Here is an 18517-nt window from a genome sequence, read left to right on the forward strand (position 1 = left end):
TCCATCGCTCCTCGTTATTTTCTTAAAGCGCACATTTCTGGCCTTTTCCATCTTGTTCATTCGGGTTCGAATTTCAGTTCGGCGGCATGGTTGTTCCGCTGGGCACGTTCCCGGCCGTAGCTTCGCACCACCAGCACCGGAATCTCTACGGCGTGGCGCACGGCCGAGACGGTCTGGCCGAAGACCAGGTCGTCCATTCCACGATGGCCGTGCGAGCCCATCACCAGCATATCGATGCCAACAGTCTTGACGGCATCGACGATGGCCTCGGCCGGCTTTCCGTGGAGCAGCAGAAATTCCACCGGAAGATCCGCTTCTTCGATCTCACGGGTCAGATGGGTGAGATAAAGTTCGTCTTCCGCGCTATGCAGGCTCCAGCTGTCTTTCCCCAGCATGAGCGTGCCGGGCGTATCGACCACATGCAGCAGGGTGACTTTCGCCCGGTGCCCGCGCGCTTCGGCTACGGCCGAAGAAAGAATCTGCCCATCGCCGGGCGCATGCTGCAAGGCCACACCGATATGCCGTATGCGAGGCGGTGCAATGGTCCCCGCCACCCGACCCGCGTCGGTCGTGATCGCGCTCTCCCATCGGCGGCCGGGCCGAAAAAAGGGCTTTGCGGTGATGATGACGAGAACCCCCAGAACCCCGATGATAGGAATCATTAAAGAGATATTCTGCCATAGCGGGAGTTGGCCGCCCCACTCGGCAATGGAATCGAAAACCAATTTCAGGTTCAGGGCGACAATGACTGCTGCAATGGCCCAGGCCACTGTCTGGAGCCAGGGACGATTGGCGAAGCCACCCATCTTGCCCGGATCGGAAGTGAAATGGATCAGTGGGATGATAGCGAAGGGCAGTTGCAGGCTGAGCACGACCTGGGATAGAATCAGAAGCCGGTATAAACCGTGGTCGCCGGCCAGGGCGACGACGATTGTGGCCGGCACCAGGGCCAGGCTGCGGGTCACCAGGCGTCTCAGCCAGGGCTGCATGCGCAGGTTGAGAAACCCTTCCATGACAATCTGGCCCGAGAGGGTGCCGGTGATCGTTGAACTCTGCCCTGCCGCCAGCAGGGCCACTGCAAAGGCGATGGGGGCCAGCCGGGAGCCCAGGACGCCACTGAGCAATCCGTGCGCCTGCTGAATCTCCGTGACCAGGATCCCCCGGCTGTGAAAGTCCGCCGCCGCCATGATCAGGATCGCAGCGTTCACCAGAAAGGCCGCGTTGAGCGCCACCGTGGAATCGACCAGATTGAAACGGCAGGCTTCCTTTTTGGCCGTGACGGTGTCGGATACGGCCCGTGACTGGACCAACGATGAGTGCAGGTAGAGATTGTGCGGCATGACCGTGGCGCCGATCATGCCAATGGCGACATAGAGCGCCGAAGAATCCATGTGTGGAATGAATCCTGCGGCGATACCGCCCCAATCCGGTTTGGCCAGGTAGACTTCGATGAAAAAGCAGGACCCGATGGTGGCCACCAGCATGACGATAAAGGCCTCCATCTTGCGCATCCCCAGGCGCTGCAATGCCAAAAGCAAAAAGGTGTCCATGGCTGTCACCGCGCAGCCCCAGAGCAGGGGCAGACCGAAAAGCAGATTCAACCCGACGATGGTACCGAGAATCTCCGCCAGATCGGTAGCCGCAATGGCAATTTCGGCAAGCCCCCATAAGAAGAGATTGGTCCCTTTTGAGTACTCCCTCCGACAGCCCTGGGCCAGATCCAGGCCGGTGACAATGCCCAGCCGCGCGCTCAATGTCTGTAAAACCACGGCCATGATGTTGGACATCAGCAAAACCCAGATCAACATATAACCAAAACGGGCACCGCCTTCGATGTCCGTGGCCCAGTTTCCCGGATCCATATAACCCACGCTGACAAGATAGGCCGGCCCGACGAAGGCGATCAACCGGTGCAGACCGCCCCGTTTTTTTACATCAATCTTTTTATCGAAGCGGTCTGCCGCCGGTCGTTCGGAATGCGATAGTTCGCGCATGAGAGCAGTCTCCTGTTTCCGTTTTATCTATTTCTCATGGGCATTCAATTTCGAGAGAGTTGGCGGTGGGCAATCAATGGACCGTAGTCGCCACATTGACACCCAGTTGGTAAACCAGTTCACCGCCAAGATAGGCCGTCACGAAAAGGCCGATGATACCGAGCAGGCCCGGAATTTCAGCCAGCCAGCCTCGTTTGCCAGAAAGGGAATACCCGAACCGGTATGCCAGCCATCGCAACAAAGCATGCAGACCGAAAATGCATAAAGTGATGATGGCAACGGTTTCATGGATCTCCAACGGTCCTGCGTCGAAACCGGCTGCAACGGCATGGTCCAACGCGATGTCGCCGAAGACTGCGGCTACGACGGCAAACGCGGTGCCTGCCAGGAGGCTGCAAAACGCAACCACCGGCCAAGCCTGCCGAACGCTCAGATCACCGCCGCGCAGCAGGATTCCAACGGAGAGAAATTCTGCACCGATCCACAGGACAATGGGAAAATGCACCAGCATGGGATGAATTTCAGTAATCGGTATCATGGACGACCTCCTTTTTGCTATCTCTGCCACTTTGCTTTGGTTTGATACAGCCGGCGCGGTAGAGAATGAAGAGCATTTCGATCTGGTTCAGGATCGCAGAGAGAAGAATATTTTTCTCTTTTGAAAGGATAGCGGCCGGAAAAACCATCACGGTCAGCAGGTCGAGATTCTGCTGTCGAGGCCCGATGGTCTGCAGCCCGTCGATCCGGGCGCCATCCAGAATTGCCCGGTTGCCCATGGTGATCGAGGGAAGCGCGGTCCCGGGATGCTGAACGGCATGTTCGTTGATGGTCTGTCCACTGTTGCGGTCGATCATACGAACAAGCAGCCAGGGAGCCTCGGCAATGGTCATCGCCTTCAGGGCCAGTTTGTCGACCAGTGCCCGGAATTCTTTTTTGCATTGTGGATAGAAAGCGACACCGCAAAGCGCCGACTCGATTTCCTGGATCTCCACGTTAACTCTGCCGATGTACCGGAAGGCGTCCGCCAGCCGTGAGATCAGCCTCGATTTTTCGAATGCTGCCCGTTCTGCCGCCTGCTCGTATGAATTAAGGCGATTCATCATACGAATCATGACCAGGAATGAAATGCCGAACAGGACAAGAATCATGACTGTTTCGAGAACGTCTTCTTCGATCATGAACCGGTCGGTGATCGCAATTCCGTGCCGGATCAACAATGGCGTGGTGCTCACACACAACAGCAGAACCAGCAGGATCGAGAAGTAAAAGCCGATAAGATAGTTGGGTTTCCAGACGCTTTCCATATGGCTGCCTGCCTTTTCTATAATTGACGAATTTGCTGTTTAGAAATGCGCGCCGCCATGCATCGAATGCGGCGTCAGGTGATGGTGGACCGTTTTCAGAAACTGTTCGTGGTGCCGACTGCGCAGGTTGAAGTGCCGGTATACCAAGGTTTTTGCCCAATCGGTCAAAAATGCCCAGACGATCGAATAGCCCCAGATCAGAGAAATCTCACGCCAGTGGATGGGTGCGATCAAACCGAAGCCATAGGCTGCCAGAAGGGTGCCGATCAGTTTGGTGGCCAGTGCCGACCAGACCATTACCGGCGCCGGATATGGTTTTTTCAAAAAGAAGCCTTTGCTGCGGGCCACGAAAAGCGTCAGATGTCCGGAAACGGCCATTTTCAGGAATATGTAGGTCTGGACCTGCGGAATGGTCAGATGCAGCACGTCGAGAGCGATGTAAAGCATCAGGAAGCTGCCGGCCACACCGGTCAGTCCCATGACCGCCGATACGGCAATGATGCGGTGCATGTCCCAGCGAACGGGCCCGGGGTCCAGGCCGGTGCGATCATAGGCGATGGTCATGATCGGGACATCGTTGAGAAACGCCAGCAGGATGATCATGATGGCCGTGATCGGATAGAAGTTGAAGACAATCATCGCCAGGACGACAAAAATCATGATCCGGATGGTCTCGGTAATGCGGTAAACGGCATAGCTGTTCATGCGTTCGAAGATGCGGCGCGCCTCCTCTACGGCACGCACCAGCACCGAGAGGCCCGGTGCGGTCAGAACCAGATCCGCCGCCGCTCTGGCGGCATCGGTGGCCCCGCTGACGGCGACGCCCACATCGGCCTGTTTGAGGGCCGGCGCATCGTTGACACCGTCACCGGTCATTCCAACGATATGGCCCTTGTCCTGGAGCGCCTTGACGATGCCGTGCTTGTGTTCGGGGAACACCTGGGCGAAGCCGTCCGCCGCTTCGATTCGTGCGGTCAGGTTCCCGTCCGCCGAACGGTCTTCGCCCAACAGGCGATCGGCATCTTGGATGGCCTGCCCCAATCCCAATTTGCCGGCCATTTCTCGGGCAATGGCCAGGTTGTCTCCAGTCACCATCTTGACCGCTATGCCGTGCGCTTTCGCCTGGGCAATGGTTTCCGCCGAATCCTCCCGCGGCGGATCGAACAGCGGCAGAATGCCCAGAAACTTCCACGGGCCATCAGGCTCACGGGTGCGGGCCACACCGAGCGTACGCTGCCCCTTTGCGGCCAGGTCGTCGATGACTGCCTGCACTTTTCGACGGCGCTGCGAATCGAGTCCGGCCATGTCCATGATCACCTGGGGGGCGCCCTTGGCTGCCTTGAATCGGTGGCCGCCTCTGGCGCGAACCGTCGCTTCGGTGCGTTTGCCCACCGGGTCGAAGGGCATAAACGAAAGAAGGTCGTAACTGTCCAGCGCACCGGGGTTTTCCAGGGTGCCGATTACAGCCGAATCGATACTGTCGTCGTTTTCGGCCTTGGATGCCAGGGCCGCGGTCATCAGCACGGTTTCCGCTTCTGCCGTATCGAAGGTCATCACATCGCCGACGGTGAGCCGGTTCTGCGTGAGTGTCCCGGTTTTGTCCGAACACAGCACGTCCATTCCCGCCATCTCCTCAACGGATTCGAGGCGGGATACGATGGCCTTCATTTTGGACAGCGCCATGGCCCCGACCGCCATGGTTACGGAAAGCACGGCCGGCATGGCCACCGGGATCGATGCGACGGTTAGAATCAGCGCGAACTGAAGCAGTTCGGTGAAGCTGGAACCGCGAAACAATTGCACGAGTACCAAAACCGCCACCAGCCCGAGACTGAGATAAATCAAGTAGTCACCGATCTGCAGAACGGCTTTCTGGAAATGGGACGGTTTGCCGGCCCCGGCCACCAATTTGGCCGTACGCCCGAAATAGGTCTGGGCGCCGGTCGTGACCACCAGGGCCACCATCTCACCCTGCCTGGCGATGGACCCCGAGTAGACGCTGTCTCCCTTCTCTTTCCCGGCGGGCAGGGATTCGCCGGTGAGTGCGGACTGATCCACGCTCAGGTAATCGCCGTCAATGAGCTTGGCATCGGCCGGAATGATGTCGCCGGCCCGCAAGCGGATGATATCGCCGGGAACCAACTCGCGCGCATCGGTTGGCTTCCAGGCGCCGTCCCGTCGCACGCGGCTTTTCAGCGCCAGTTTGTTTTTGAGAGCGGCGACGGCATTACCGGCCTGGTGCTCCTGCCAGAAACCGACCGCGGCATTGAAAGCCAGAAGGGTGACGATGATGCCGAAATCGACCCAATGGTGGACAACCAACGAAAGGATCGCCGCCGCTTCGATCATCCAGGGAATCGGTCCCCAGAAAAAGCCGAGGAATTTGACCAGTGCACTGGTTGACTTCTCGCTGATTTCGTTGGTACCGAACTGCGCCATGCGCCGGCGGGCCTCATCGGCGGACAGGCCCTGGTCGGAGGTATCCAATTGCTGCATCAGTTTCTCGATGGGCGTCTTTTGGGCGTCTTTGATCGATATTGGGTTCACATCCATGATCATGTTCCTTTCCATTTCACTTCTTGCGTTGACCGTAGCGCCGACGACCGAACAAAAACGCCGCCTGACTCCTGCCGTCCGCACTTAATCGATAAATTGCGACAGTTTGCTGTGGCAATTTTTCAATTGAACAATCAGCCGATCATAGTGGTGAATGTTGCGCAGCGCCCGAATGATCAGGTAGCTGCCCAGAACAATCAGGGCGGTCAGCATGATGCCCAAAGGGACGATCAGCGGCAGGACGTGCAGCACATCGTAGTAGCGCGATGTGGCAATCAGCAAGCCAAGCACCGACAGCGGCAGGGCAAACACGGCGATGCCGGTACGCATGGCCGCCAGAGAGGTTCGTTTTTCCGCCAGGATCAACTGTGCCTCGTTGATGATGATGGCATCCGAATCCCCTTTATGTTGGGAGCAGGTAGCGTTCTCATCCGTTTCCCCAAGAAGTTTTTTAATTACGGTCATGACAGGTCTCCTTAACGAACCAGCATCAGGCTTGCCGGCAGCCGGCGAATAATGGCATCGTTGGTCTTGCCGAAGAGAAAGTGTTCCAGACGCCCCTCCCGGTGGGCCAGCATCAGGATAAGATCGACACCTTCCTTCTCTACCGCCTGGGAAATGGCTTTCACCGGATCGCCATCCTTGACCCATTCGTTGATCAACATGCCTTCGGCTTTTTCGATACGGATGATCCGATCCAGTTTCTCGCGCGCCTTGGCAATCATGGCCTTGTACTCCTCGTCCAGGGAGGGCACCGGAAGATTCCATCCGTTGACGTTGAAGGGATCGTGGATGATGTGCAGGACATGCAGTTGCGCCCCGAATTTTCTGGCCAGGGCAACTCCGGTGCGCAGCACCTTGACACAATTTTTGGTAGAACGGCTGACGACAAGAATGTTATTGAATGTTTCCATGGGAACCTCCTTTAGTTGTGGCACACAGTGTTTTTCAGTGCGCCGTGTTTTCGGCAACCGTGTCGACGATACGTTCGAATTCCATGGCCTTGCTCAAAAAATGATCCGCACCCAGGTTCAGGCATGCCTTCCGGTAACGCGGATCATCGAGGGTGGTCATCATGATGACTTTCATTTCCGGGTAAGCCGCCTTGAACCGTTTGAGCAACGTAATCCCGCTTTGATCGGGCAAATGGATATCGAGAATGACCGTATCGGGTCGGGTTTGCTCGACCGTCTCGATGGCCTCGCGACCGCTTCCGGCCTCTCCGACGACGCGAATCAGTGGGGATTCATGTAAAAGTGCGGCAATCCGTTTTCGCATCGTGGAAGAGTCGTCGACAATCAGTACCTGTTTCATTGGCTTGCTCCTTGTTCTCGTTACGCCAATAATAAAAACAATAGGTCTGCACGGAAATCGGCGATCATCTGATCTTGATGTAGGCGTGGGGCGGGAGAAGGTGTCGGTGTTTGTCCGACAACCGGATGCTTGCGGGAAAAGGATGAAAAAGGATAGCTGCGGTTTACGCCGGCCTTATTCCACCAGGCCGTTCTGAACGGCGTAGTAAATCAGCTCGGCATTGTTTTGCATGTGCATTTTCTCGAGGATGCGGGCACGGTAGGTGGAAACGGTCTTGACGCTCAAGGCCAGGGACTCGGCGACCTGGGAGACGGTTTTTCCGGAGCCGATCAGGCACAGCACCTGGTATTCGCGGTCGGATAGGGTTTCATGGGGTAGCCTGCTGGCGTCTTCGTCCAGGGCGAAGGCGATCTTTTCTGCAAGGGATGGATTGATGTACTTGCCGCCGCGGTGCACTTTGCGGATGGCTCGGATCAACTCCTCGTCGGCGCTTGCCTTGGTCAGATAGCCGGACGCACCGGCCTTGATGATTCTCAGGGCGTACTGGGATTCCGGGTGGATGGTGAGGATAACCACCGGCAGGTGGGGTTTTTCGATCTTCAGCTGTTTGAGCACGTCCAGCCCGTCCATCCCGGGCATCGACAGGTCCAGCAGGACGACGTCATAATCATGATGACGAACCAGATTCAGCAGTTCGATGCCGTTGGACGCCTCGCCGACAACGGAGATGTCGGCCTCTTCGGTGATGATCTGTTTCAATCCGGCGCGTACGATCGGGTGGTCATCGGCAATAACGACGTTGATCATGAAGTGACTCCTTTTTGATCGATTTTTTCCATGGGAAGATGGATGGTGACGCGGGTTCCCTGTCCGGCCCGTCCCTTGAAAACAACCTGTCCGCCCATAGGATAGAGGCGCTCGCGGATGCCGAGCAGCCCGAAAGCGTGCGGTGAATTGATCTCATCCTCGGTGATGCCGCGGCCGTTGTCCTCAACCTGTAATCGAAGTTCACCGTCCTGCTTTTCCAGGCGAACGATCACGTCCTTGGCCTCGGCATGACGGATGATATTGGTCAACAGTTCCTGGAAGATTCGAAACAGGGCCGTGGCCTGGTTTTTGGTCAGTTCCGGTTCGTAGCCGTCGTTAACCAATCGGCATTTGATTCCAGTGCGATTACGGAACGTGTCGGCCTGCCATTCGATAGCTGCGGCCAATCCAAAATCGTCCAGAATCCCCGGTCGCAATTCGGCGGTGACAGCGTGCAGGGTTTCCATGGCTTCACCAATCGCCTGAAACATGGCTGCCAGTTTTTCCTCCACGGAGGTGTCGACCGTCGGCAGATGTTTTCTCATCCAGGCAAGATCCATTTTCAAGATGGTCAACGACTGCCCCAACTGGTCGTGGATCTCGCGGGCGATGCGGATGCGATCCTGTTCACGCACATCGTTCTGGTAGGCGCTCAATCGGCGAAGTTGCTCGCGGGACTGCTTTAAGGAAGCCTTGGCCTGTTCCTCGCGTTCGATTCGCATCTGTAAGGTCTGGGCCATTTCGTCGAATACCCCGGCAAGATGATTGATTTCGTCGCGCATGCCGATCCGGCCAATGTGCGCTCGAAAGTCACCGGCCGTCAGTTGGCGGCTGGCATGGACGATGGCACCGATCCGGCGAAGGATGAATTTTTCGGCGGTCCACCAGATGGCCATAACGGCCATGAGCGCCGAAACAATCAGCAGAATCAGATTGCGGACAAAGATGCGATTGGATGTCGCCAGAGCCACCGACTGGGGAATCTTCAGGACGACATAGACCCGGCCCTGTTGAAAGGTGCTCTCCAACCGGGCGAAGGCATAAATCCACGTCTTTTTGTTCTTATCGTCGGCGGTGAGCACTCCCGATGGTTGACTCTCGATCCGCTTTTGCAATGCCGGATCGATCGGTTGGGAAGCGGCCCAGCGGGATTTGTCCACTTCATCACGCAACATGACCTGATTTTCGTTGGCAAGGATCAGCCGAAAACCTGCCGGCAGTTCGTCCAGTTGATCGAGAAAACCGCGATTCATCCAGTTCAGGTCCAAGGCGGCAAAAACCACGGCCATGGCATCCCCGCTGCTGCTAAAAATAGACCGTGCAAAATAAATCACCGGCTCGCCATCGATGCGTTCGCCGCTGTAGGACCCCATCACCAAACCCTGTCGATTGAGGCTCGAAGAAAGCCATTTTCGGCCTGCATAATCGCTCTCCATCCGGTCGGGGTGACTTCCGGCAATCAGGCTGCCGGCAGAGTTGACAATGCCGAAGGCCTTGTACCCGTCGGCAGAATTCTTCAGGTGGGATAGAAATGGCGCGAGTCGTTCGGCTTCCCCATTCACGGCGGTAAAAGTCTCGGCCACGGCAGCCGTCAAATCGCGGGTAGCCTGAATTTTCAGGTTTTCCGTCTCGGCCGCCATCTGAGCCATCAGCTTGGTTTTATGCAGGATGGCGTCTTTTTCAATTGCTTTCTGCTCTTCAGTAACATAGAAAATGATCATCGTCACCGGGATGAAGGCTAATAAGACCAGCGGGTATAATCGTGTTTTCAGACTGACACCGGCAAATTGTTTCATGACATCCCTGTTTTGTGACTGTGGCGGCGGGCAGGCGATCCTGTTTCGATTTCGTTTCTTTTTATACAGCCAAACCAACCCCTGTTGCAACTGCTCTATCTTGATGTCAGGCCATAGCCCTCGTCGACGCCATGGGCCGTCGGCAGGGTACTCCTTGTAATGAGCATTTTTATCTACTGCCACATACTCATTACCGGAAACACGAGGATAAATAAGGGTAATTGCATCAGTAAGCGGCGTTGATAAAAGCAAGCTGGCAACATGGATCAGTCGGATAGCAGGGACGGTAATTTTTTTTCGCGGAACGGTTGCCGGGGTCGTCAACATGGGAGTCATGACAGGCTCCATGATCTCGCAGCCGGCCGTGGGTTTGGTGTTGGACAACATGTGGACCGGCAATTTTTTAAATGGCGTGTGTCTATACGATGCGCAGCCGCCTATCGAAGCGGCTTTTCGATTATGCTTTCCTGGATTGGTATCTTATTCCTGCTATTGATCTTTACCCACAATTCCATATCCGAATGGATATGACGTCATCATCCATTCATTAACGATGAGAATGGGCAGCGGTGTTTGGGGCGTTGGGATACACCACTGGAAGGTGTCGGCGGTCGGGCGGCCACTGTCTAAAAATCCCGCCAAAGGATGGACTGTGCCAGATGAGTGTCGGCATTTCGATCCAGCCGAATACGACAACGGGATAACCGTAGGCTTGAGACATGAGGATACCAGCCAGCGGCTGGATCAGCAGGAGGACATAGAGGCAGACATGCATAACCTCTGAAACGTAGCGCAACACCAGGTGGGTACCCAGAAACGTTGGTCGAGGATTTGCGAGACGCCAGAGCAAGCGCACGGCCATTAAGAAAAAAACAATTTTTTGGCTGATTAAAGGGTAGCGTGTTCTATCGAACCTTGTCAAACAAGAGACGGCAAAACGGTCCAGTCCGAATTGTCTACTGCGATCTCAGCAGAAAATTAGATGTCCGTATTGACGGCATCTGCATAATTTGCGAAAACCGTTAAAAGAAATGAAAAGCGCTGTATCGAGCAATCAATTGCCCAGAGCAACACAGACAAGGAGGTATCCCCATGGCTAATTGTTGTGACATGAAAGAAGGCGATCTGTATGTTTGTAATTCCTGCGGTTTGGAATTGGAGGTAAAAAAAGCCTGCGGCTGTAAACCCGGATCAGCGGACGCCTGTAATGTTCCTCTTATGTGCTGCGGCAAGGAGATGTCCAAAAAGAGCACCTAAGGTTGGCCCAACCTGCCGGATAACAACGAAGGCGTGCTCAGCATTTCATCTTGATGCGCGCCTTTGTTGAATCTGACTATGGTTACCCCATCGTTGCAGTCGATCACGACGGCGGCACCCTTGGCACCTTGGCTCTGAATCGCTCCGGCTTTTGCAACGTTGGGAGTTACTAAAGCGCCATATCCGATCTGAACACATCCTCTATTTTTTGGGGTTTCCACGATCCAGCGCACTTCTGACTGTTTTGGCCAAATCCTTCAAAGCGATTGGTTTCATCAATACATGGCTGATACCTGCCTCGGAAAGATCTTCGGAAATCAGTTTTTCACTAAATCCGGTACTCAAAATAATCGGAATATCCGAACGAAGTTTTTTTATTTCTCTTGCTAAAGTATCTCCTGTCATATGCGGCATGGTCATATCGGAGATCACCAAATCATATTTTTCCGTCTGTGCTTTGAAAGCGTTTAACGCATCTTGAGGGTTGGCCCGGGTTTCAACGGTGTATCCCAGCTGTTCCAGCATCGCTTTTCCGATATCGATAAGGACCTTTTCATCATCCACCAACAGTATGGTTTCATGGCCGGTTTCAAGTGGGGTGGATGTCTCGATCGTTTTCTTGTCTTCTGCTCGCATTAGCGGCAAAAGCACTTCGAAGGTTGTGCCCACGCCGATCTCACTGTAGACTTGGATATCTCCCCCATGATCTCTAACAATACCATGCACCACCGCGAGCCCCAATCCGGTGCCTTCTCCTTGTTCTTTGGTTGTGAAATACGGTTCGAAAATTCGATTCAGGGTGGTCGCATTCATTCCCGTTCCCGTATCCGCAACGACAAGTTTTAAATACGCGCCGGGTTTAACGTTCGGGTAAAAAGCATCATCGGGTGCGATTTCGGTTTCTCCCAGATCAATAACGATTTTCCCACTTTTTGAACCGATCGCTTGGAATGCGTTCGTAGCCAGGTTCATTACGATTTGATGAATTTGGTTCGGATTCGCGGCGACGGCGCCCATACCGGTTCTAACATTCTGTTCGATTTCAATGGTTGTCGGGATGGATGCTCTCAGTAATGTTAACGCCTCTTTCGTTACCAGTCCGATATCCGTGGGAACTTTCTCGGATTTGCTTTGACGGCTGAAAGCCAGTATCTGCTTTACCAGTCCTTTTGCACGATTACTGGCAACGCAGAGCTGATCGATATAATCGCTAGCCTTCGGATTGTCCTTTGAACTTAATTGTGCAAGCTGGGCATAACCAAAGATTCCACCAAGAATGTTATTGAAATCATGAGCAATACCCCCCGCCAGCGTTCCGATGGCTTCCATTTTTTGAGCTTGCTGCATTCGCTCTTCCATCATTTTTCGCTCGGTAATATCCATATGGGTGCCAAGCATTCGTGACGATTTGCCATCAGCATCCTGCTCGACCGTTTTGCCACGAGCGAGGATCCATCTCCACTGGTTGTCCTTGGTTTGCATACGAAATTCCATCTCAAATGGTTTTCCTGACTCGGCATGCCGAAGTACACACTGTTCGGCGCTTGCCCGGTCTTCAGGATGCAAAAGGCTTTTCCACGTTTCGAATTCTTGAGGCAGCTCGTATGGCTCATATCCGAGCATGGTGAACCAGCGTGAACTGAAATAGATCTCTCCCGTGTCAATCCGCCAGTCCCAGACCGCATCGCTGACAGAATCGAGGGCCAGTTTGAGTCTTTCCTCGCTCTTTTGGATCTCCTTCTCGGCCCGCTTACGTTCGGTGATATCGCGACCTTCCGCGATAATCAAATCGACATTACCGGTATCGTCGATCAGCGGCTTCAATGAGAAATCAATGAAATGGACCTGGCCGTCAGCACTTTCATGGGTAACCTCCATTCTTGTGAACTGAGCATTGGCAGCTTTTTCAACGGACTTTTTCAACTTATTTTGTAAGGCCTCGGAATGATTCCAGAACGGTCCTTTCCAGAAGCTTTGGCCAATCAGGTCCTCCTCGTTCTTATTTGCAAAATCAAGGGCCGTCTGGTTGACCTTGCGAGTCGTACCATCCGGATTGAGGATGCCAATAAATTGGAATGTCTGGTTAAAGACGGCCTCGAATAACGCTTCGCTTTTTTGAAGGGACTCGGCGGTTGTTCGATGTTCCTCGATCTCGGCATCGAGTTTTTCATGATATGACTGAAGCCTTTCCAAGAAGGAGTTGTAAAGCCGGGCCAGCTCGCCGATCTCATCGCCAGATCCGGGAATGGCCCGCACGGCAAGATCCCCTTTATCGCCTTGCGTAATAACGGCCATCAGGTGGTTCAACCGTCGGGTAATGGAGTTGCTGATCAGCACGGTCAAAATGGTGCTCAAAAACAAGGCTGCACCGATGAAGTATATTGCGTTTTTTTGCGCAGAATCGATAAACGTATAAATTTCATCCACATATCCGGTCGACCCCACAATCCAATTGAATTCCGGTATATGTCCGAATAAAGACACTTTTTCACGGGATTTCACTTCGCCCGGGTTTTGCCACCAATAGATGACTCTCCCGAATCCTTCCTGAGTCATCGTGTCAAAAAACTGGGTATCCTTTTGGCCCAAATTGAAGAGATTTTGCCCTTCCAGCTCAGGATGAATGAGGATATTACCCCTGCTGTCGGCCAAAAATACATACCCGGAATCACCAAATTTCAGTGCCTGGACACTTTGGCGGATTTCTTCCATGGGAAGCAGGTTTTTGAATTCATCACGATAGGTGGAGACAGAGATAATCCAGTCGAATGGCTCGAAATACGTCATGTAGAGGGCTTTGGGGCGCTCTGCAACTTCGCCGGGGTTCTTCCACTGGTATTCGATATAACCGGTTTTCAGCTCAATTTGTTTGTGTATGAATGGAAATTGTGACCAATTTTTACCTTCCACGAGAGGGTCGGGATGCACCGTTGCGATGGCTTGACTGTTGATGCAATAAATGTATCCTGTATCGCCAATCGTTTGATCCAACAAAATATCGTGAATTCTCTTTTTGGATTCCGCTTCAGTGTATTCACCATCAAGGTGCTGTTGGTAAATGGCTCTGGCAATTTCCAGGTTTTTCTCTGCCACTGCGCGAAGATAATTTTTTATCGAACCCTGGGCAGCGGTTTTTACAAGGTTGATGATGGCGTAGGTTCCATTGCTGAGATTACTTTCAATATTGGATTTGACGGCACGTTTGACCAGTTGGAAGGCAATCACCCCCCCACAAGTAAAAAGGACGATGGATAGGCCCAAATAAGCCAAGAGCAATTTGGTGCGTAATCGCATATTATATATTCTTTTCAGGATAATAATGCTCCCCAGGGGGGAGTCCGCCTATTGCTCATTGGTCATCTGGCTTTCGATGCCAATGGCCGATTCTACGCCGAGCACAAAAGCAATCCCCGTACCGGGTTCGTGAAATCGACCGGCTTTGTGAATGGCCGACAGCACCGGTGCAACCCCACTATCACTGACGAGAAACAGCACCACCTCAGTGCGAATGTCGAGACTCAATCCAAAAAACGTCTTGGCTTCCCGAGCACCGGTACCTGCCGCGTCGATGACGGTGGCCCCCGTTGCGCCGGCTCCCTTCGCCGAGTCGACGACCTTGTCGGTGAGATCCGGTTTGACCATGGCTACGATACATTTAAACGCCACGTGTTTCCTCCTGTGTGAATCGATGGCTGCAAGACGCCCCGATAAGGGTGCATTTCCACCGGGCGTTGCCGACCGGTTGCTTTTGGCATTTCGCTTTCCTCAGGCCGCCATCATGCGGCGTCATTCCAATCAGCCTTTCCTGCGGATCATCCACTGGGCAACTTGGCCATGCTTCGTCCGACGGGGAAAAGCGCCAGATCGAGGCCGCCCAGAAAACAAGCCATTCCAACGAGAACTATAAAAAAACCGAAAACAATGCGTCTGGGCCGGGGGATTGGCTGGCGAAGCACGACTATCTGAAAAAAGACCAGGAGCGCCAGCACCGTGACCACGTCTTTGGCGGTGGCAAGAAGCAGTCGAACCGGATTGAAAAGCATTTCCATGGTGTTGTCATCTCCCGATGTGACGGGTGGCATTTCCGAATGACGCTTTTTGCGCCTTCATCCGGGGACCGCCTTCGATCCATTCCATCAGTGCATGACCAGGCCATAAACCATGACAAAAATCATCGGCGTGAGCGACGCCAAGGCGATGAGGCCGAATCCGTCCGTCAACGGGTCCCGACCCCGTATGGTGCGGGCGAGTCCCACGCCCAAAGCGGTCACAAGGGGCACGGTCACCGTCGAGGTCGTCACCCCACCGAGATCGTAGGCCAGCCCGATGATCTCTTTCGGGGCGAACAGGGTCATCAGCATCACTAGGCCGTAACCCCCTAAACGGACATCGGCATGTTGATACTACGCCCTTGTGTTGGTGCATCGGATTCCAATGCCGGCGCTGAGGCGGCGGCCGTAAACATAGGCGCTTAAACGGACCGAGTAAGCAGGAATCGACATAAGCGTTCATTGTGAAATTTGAGCATAACAGTTTGGTAGGAAAATACAAGATGCCGGGAAACGGTATTCAATTCAAACTGAATCGGACTGAAAGGCCTATGCATGCTGGCGATTCTATAAAAATGACCCCAGCCGATTCTTGTGCCCTTGCCACGGATCCAAAAATCTGGAAATATGAGATATGTTCGGCAGCATAGGATCATCAATCATGGGAATCAAAAGCATGACGGACAAAGAGACCGCTGGTAGCATGAAACGCACGCGGGGAATTACAGAACCCCTGCAAACCAAGATCGATCTCATCGGCCGTCTCGTTCGGCAGGTGGTCGGTCAACAGGCCGGTACCGAAACCGCGCGATTGATCGAGGATCTGATGGATCTTTGCGAGGCCGCTAACCACTCAAATCAGTGGTGGTCCCACATCGATCTGCAGACGCGCATCGAGGCCCTGGAACTGGATCAGCTGGTTTGGATCTGTCGCGCCTTTACCGCCTTTTTCCACTTGGTCAACGAAGCCGAACGGCAGGAGATCATCCGCATCAATCGCCTGGCGGCGCGAAAGGAGACGCCGGAATGCCCGCGCAAGGGATCGATTCTCGAAGCAATCCATCGCCTCAAGCAGAAGGGGATATCCGACGAGGAGATGCAACTCCTTGTCGACGAACTGGACATCGAACCGACCCTTACCGCACACCCCACCGAGGTTCGCCGCGGGACCATTTTGTTCAAGCAAAACCGCATTGCCGAGCTGCTGTCGCGTCTGCCCCAGGATCGTTTGCTTTCCCAGCGAGCCAAGGTTCGCACCATCGACCAAATCGCCCATGAAGTGGCCTTGCTATTGGCGACGGACGACGTACGTCCGGATCGTCTGCGTGTGCAGGATGAGGTGAATAACGGCATCTACTATCAGACCCATGCCATTTGGGAGACCCTGCCACGCATCATCGATGATCTGAGCGAGGCGCTGAGCACCTATTTCAACATCAACGATTCCCCGCCTTTCTTGCGCTTTCGCTCCTGGATCGGCGGCGACCGGGACGGCAACCCCTTTGTGACCCACGATATCACGAACCAAACGCTGGAGGCCCACCGAAATGCAGCGCTGAACAGCTACCGGAAATCCATCGAAGCATTATGGCAGGAGTTGAGTATCTCATCACAGCGGGTGGCTGTGCCCCATGACCTGATGAAAGATATTCAGCGCGAGGCCGAGATGATCGCGCTGCATCCGGACGAACGGCATCGGTACCGTTTCGAGCCCTTTCGGCTTAAAATCGCCTATATGCTGGAACGCCTCAAACAATTCCAGGCGGATCCGGCCAAAGGCATGTATAGTATATCCCAATTTCAGGACGATTTGACCCTTCTGAAAAACAGCCTGACCGACTGCGGTCTTGGAGCCCTTTCCGCCTGCAAGCGCCTTACCCATCTGATCCTGCGCAGCCGGTCGTTCGGTTTTCATTTGGCCGCGCTGGACATTCGGCAGCACAGCCAGGTAAATGAGGCCGCGATCGCGGAGCTTTTAAAGCGATCCGGTGTCAGCGAAAACTACGCGGCCCTTCGGGAGCTGGAAAAAGTCTCTCTCATAGAAAAAGAGCTGGCCAATCCGAGACCGCTTTGTGGGGTTCGGGAAGACTTATCGGATCTAACCATCGAACTGCTGGATGTGTTCAAGTTGATGAGACGTGTGATGCACAAGGATGAGCAGGCCATCGGTGCTTACATCGTCAGCATGACCCATTCGGTGAGTGACTTGCTGGAAGTGCTGCTACTGGCCAAAGAGGTCGGGCTGTGGCGCATGAAGAACGATGTCGTCACCACACCGCTGGATGTGGTGCCTCTCTTTGAAACCATCGAAGATCTGGAAGGGGCTGCATCGCTGATGGAGGCCCTATATAAAAATGCATGCTACCGGCGTCATCTCAAAGCGCGCGACGATTTCCAGGAGATCATGCTGGGGTACTCGGACAGTAACAAAGACGGCGGCTTCTGGATGGCCAACTGGGCACTGCACAAAAGCCAGGAAGATCTGTCGGAAGTCAGCCTGCAAAACAACATCCGGATGCGCTTCTTCCATGGCCGGGGAGGCAGTGTGGGACGCGGCGGTGGCCGCGCCAATCAGGCCATTTTCGCCATCCCCGCCCAGAGCCGCAGTGGCCGCATGCGGTTTACCGAACAGGGCGAAGTGATCTCCTTTCGCTATGCCCGGTCTTCTATCGCCCGTCGGCACCTGGAGCAGATCGTCAATGCCGTGCTGTTGACCGCCCATGACAAAGAATGCGACGTGGGATGCAGTCCGCCCATGCAGGCCCTTATGGAGCGCATCGCCACCCGGTCGATGCAGGCCTACCGCAAGCTCATCGACGATCCAGCGTTTTGGCCGTGGTACAAGCAGTCCACGCCCATCGAGCACATCGGCAACTTGCCCATCGCCTCTCGACCGGTCTCCAGAGTCTCGGCCGGCGAGTTGCAGTTCGACGACCTGCGGGCCATTCCCTGGGTCTTCTCCTGGACCCAGACCCGCTACAACCTGCCGGGCTGGTATGGCGCCGGCACGGCCATTGAAGAAGAAATAAAAAATGATCCAAAGACGTTGGAGCAATTGCAAGCGATGTGGCAACGCTGGCCATTCTTCCGCACGGTGATAGAAAACGTGCAGCTGGAACTGGCCCGCACGCGCATGGAGATCGCCCAGGCCTATAACGGCCTCTCCCGGGATCGTTTCCACGACATCATCGCCGCGGAGTTTGAAAAGATCCGATCAGCCGTGTTGAAGATTACCGGCCAGGAGAGGCTGCTGGACAACCACACGGCCATTCAGCAATCCATTGTTTTGCGCAACCCCTACACCGACGTACTCAACCTTATCCAAGTCGAACTGCTCAAGCGCTGGGCCGCAGGCTCCGAAGAACAGTCGATCCCCCTGCGCCAAGCCCTGTTTCTCAGTATCAACGGCATCGCAGCGGCCATGCAGAGTACAGGGTGAT

At 54.5% G+C, this 18517-nt stretch carries 15 protein-coding genes and 1 pseudogene; 3 read left to right on the forward strand and 13 right to left on the reverse strand.

All coding sequences use genetic code 11. The features are described from left to right. Positions 1-56: 56 nt before the first annotated feature. From Dvar_RS14390 to Dvar_RS14430, 9 genes are all read right to left on the reverse strand, one after another. A complete protein-coding gene (locus Dvar_RS14390) occupies positions 57-1994 on the reverse strand; it encodes an Nramp family divalent metal transporter (RefSeq protein WP_419662393.1) in 1938 nt (645 codons plus the stop codon). A 73-nt stretch (positions 1995-2067) separates the two neighbouring features. Continuing rightward, the gene (locus tag Dvar_RS14395) at positions 2068-2532 is read right to left on the reverse strand and encodes a DUF2231 domain-containing protein (RefSeq protein WP_419662394.1); all 465 of its coding nucleotides are present in this window, start codon (positions 2530-2532) and stop codon (positions 2068-2070) included. After that, positions 2516-3298: a hypothetical protein gene (locus tag Dvar_RS14400; RefSeq protein ID WP_419662395.1), complete on the reverse strand. Its 783-nt coding sequence runs from the start codon at positions 3296-3298 to the stop codon at positions 2516-2518. Before Dvar_RS14400 ends, Dvar_RS14395 begins: the two co-directional genes overlap by 17 nt. Positions 3299-3337: 39 nt before the next feature. Continuing rightward, a complete protein-coding gene (locus tag Dvar_RS14405; protein WP_419662396.1) occupies positions 3338-5851 on the reverse strand; it encodes a plasma-membrane proton-efflux P-type ATPase in 2514 nt (837 codons plus the stop codon). An 87-nt stretch (positions 5852-5938) separates the two neighbouring features. Beyond that, positions 5939-6319: a hypothetical protein gene (locus tag Dvar_RS14410; RefSeq protein WP_419662397.1), complete on the reverse strand. Its 381-nt coding sequence runs from the start codon at positions 6317-6319 to the stop codon at positions 5939-5941. A gap of 11 nt (positions 6320-6330) precedes the next feature. Continuing rightward, positions 6331-6768 (reverse strand): universal stress protein, encoded by a 438-nt coding sequence (locus Dvar_RS14415; protein ID WP_419662398.1) that lies wholly within the window; start codon positions 6766-6768, stop codon positions 6331-6333. Positions 6769-6802: 34 nt separating this feature from the next. After that, positions 6803-7168: a response regulator gene (locus Dvar_RS14420; protein WP_419662399.1), complete on the reverse strand. Its 366-nt coding sequence runs from the start codon at positions 7166-7168 to the stop codon at positions 6803-6805. Positions 7169-7342: 174 nt separating this feature from the next. After that, positions 7343-7975, reverse strand: coding sequence for a response regulator (locus tag Dvar_RS14425; RefSeq protein WP_419662400.1), 633 nt, complete (start codon positions 7973-7975; stop codon positions 7343-7345). Next, positions 7972-10107 (reverse strand): ATP-binding protein, encoded by a 2136-nt coding sequence (locus Dvar_RS14430; RefSeq protein ID WP_419662401.1) that lies wholly within the window; start codon positions 10105-10107, stop codon positions 7972-7974. Before Dvar_RS14430 ends, Dvar_RS14425 begins: the two co-directional genes overlap by 4 nt. Before the next feature lie 316 nt (positions 10108-10423). On the opposite strand from Dvar_RS14430, the gene Dvar_RS14435 reads away from it, so the two are divergent. After that, complete coding sequence (locus Dvar_RS14435) at positions 10424-10555, forward strand: hypothetical protein (RefSeq protein WP_419662402.1); 132 nt, start codon at positions 10424-10426, stop codon at positions 10553-10555. A 308-nt stretch (positions 10556-10863) separates the two neighbouring features. Continuing rightward, a complete protein-coding gene (locus Dvar_RS14440) occupies positions 10864-11028 on the forward strand; it encodes a hypothetical protein (protein ID WP_419662403.1) in 165 nt (54 codons plus the stop codon). A 201-nt stretch (positions 11029-11229) separates the two neighbouring features. On the opposite strand, the gene Dvar_RS14445 is transcribed toward Dvar_RS14440, so the two are convergent. From Dvar_RS14445 to Dvar_RS14460, 4 genes and pseudogenes are all read right to left on the reverse strand, one after another. Continuing rightward, positions 11230-14322, reverse strand: a complete 3093-nt coding sequence (locus Dvar_RS14445) for a cache domain-containing protein (protein ID WP_419662404.1) — start codon at positions 14320-14322, stop codon at positions 11230-11232. 48 nt (positions 14323-14370) lie between these two features. Further along, positions 14371-14694, reverse strand: coding sequence for a P-II family nitrogen regulator (locus Dvar_RS14450; protein ID WP_419662405.1), 324 nt, complete (start codon positions 14692-14694; stop codon positions 14371-14373). Positions 14695-14840: 146 nt separating this feature from the next. Continuing rightward, the gene (locus Dvar_RS14455) at positions 14841-15110 is read right to left on the reverse strand and encodes a DUF1538 family protein (protein WP_419662406.1); all 270 of its coding nucleotides are present in this window, start codon (positions 15108-15110) and stop codon (positions 14841-14843) included. Between the two features lie 54 nt (positions 15111-15164). Next, positions 15165-15398 (reverse strand): annotated as a pseudogene (locus Dvar_RS14460) (DUF1538 family protein); the annotation flags it as partial. A 340-nt stretch (positions 15399-15738) separates the two neighbouring features. On the opposite strand from Dvar_RS14460, the gene ppc reads away from it, so the two are divergent. Next, entirely contained in the window at positions 15739-18516 is a 2778-nt protein-coding gene (gene ppc / locus Dvar_RS14465; protein ID WP_419662407.1) for a phosphoenolpyruvate carboxylase, read from the forward strand. The last annotated feature ends 1 nt before the right edge of the window (position 18517 follow it).

It is taken from the genome of Desulfosarcina variabilis str. Montpellier (assembly GCF_048565275.1).
Lineage (GTDB): Bacteria > Desulfobacterota > Desulfobacteria > Desulfobacterales > Desulfosarcinaceae > Desulfosarcina > Desulfosarcina variabilis.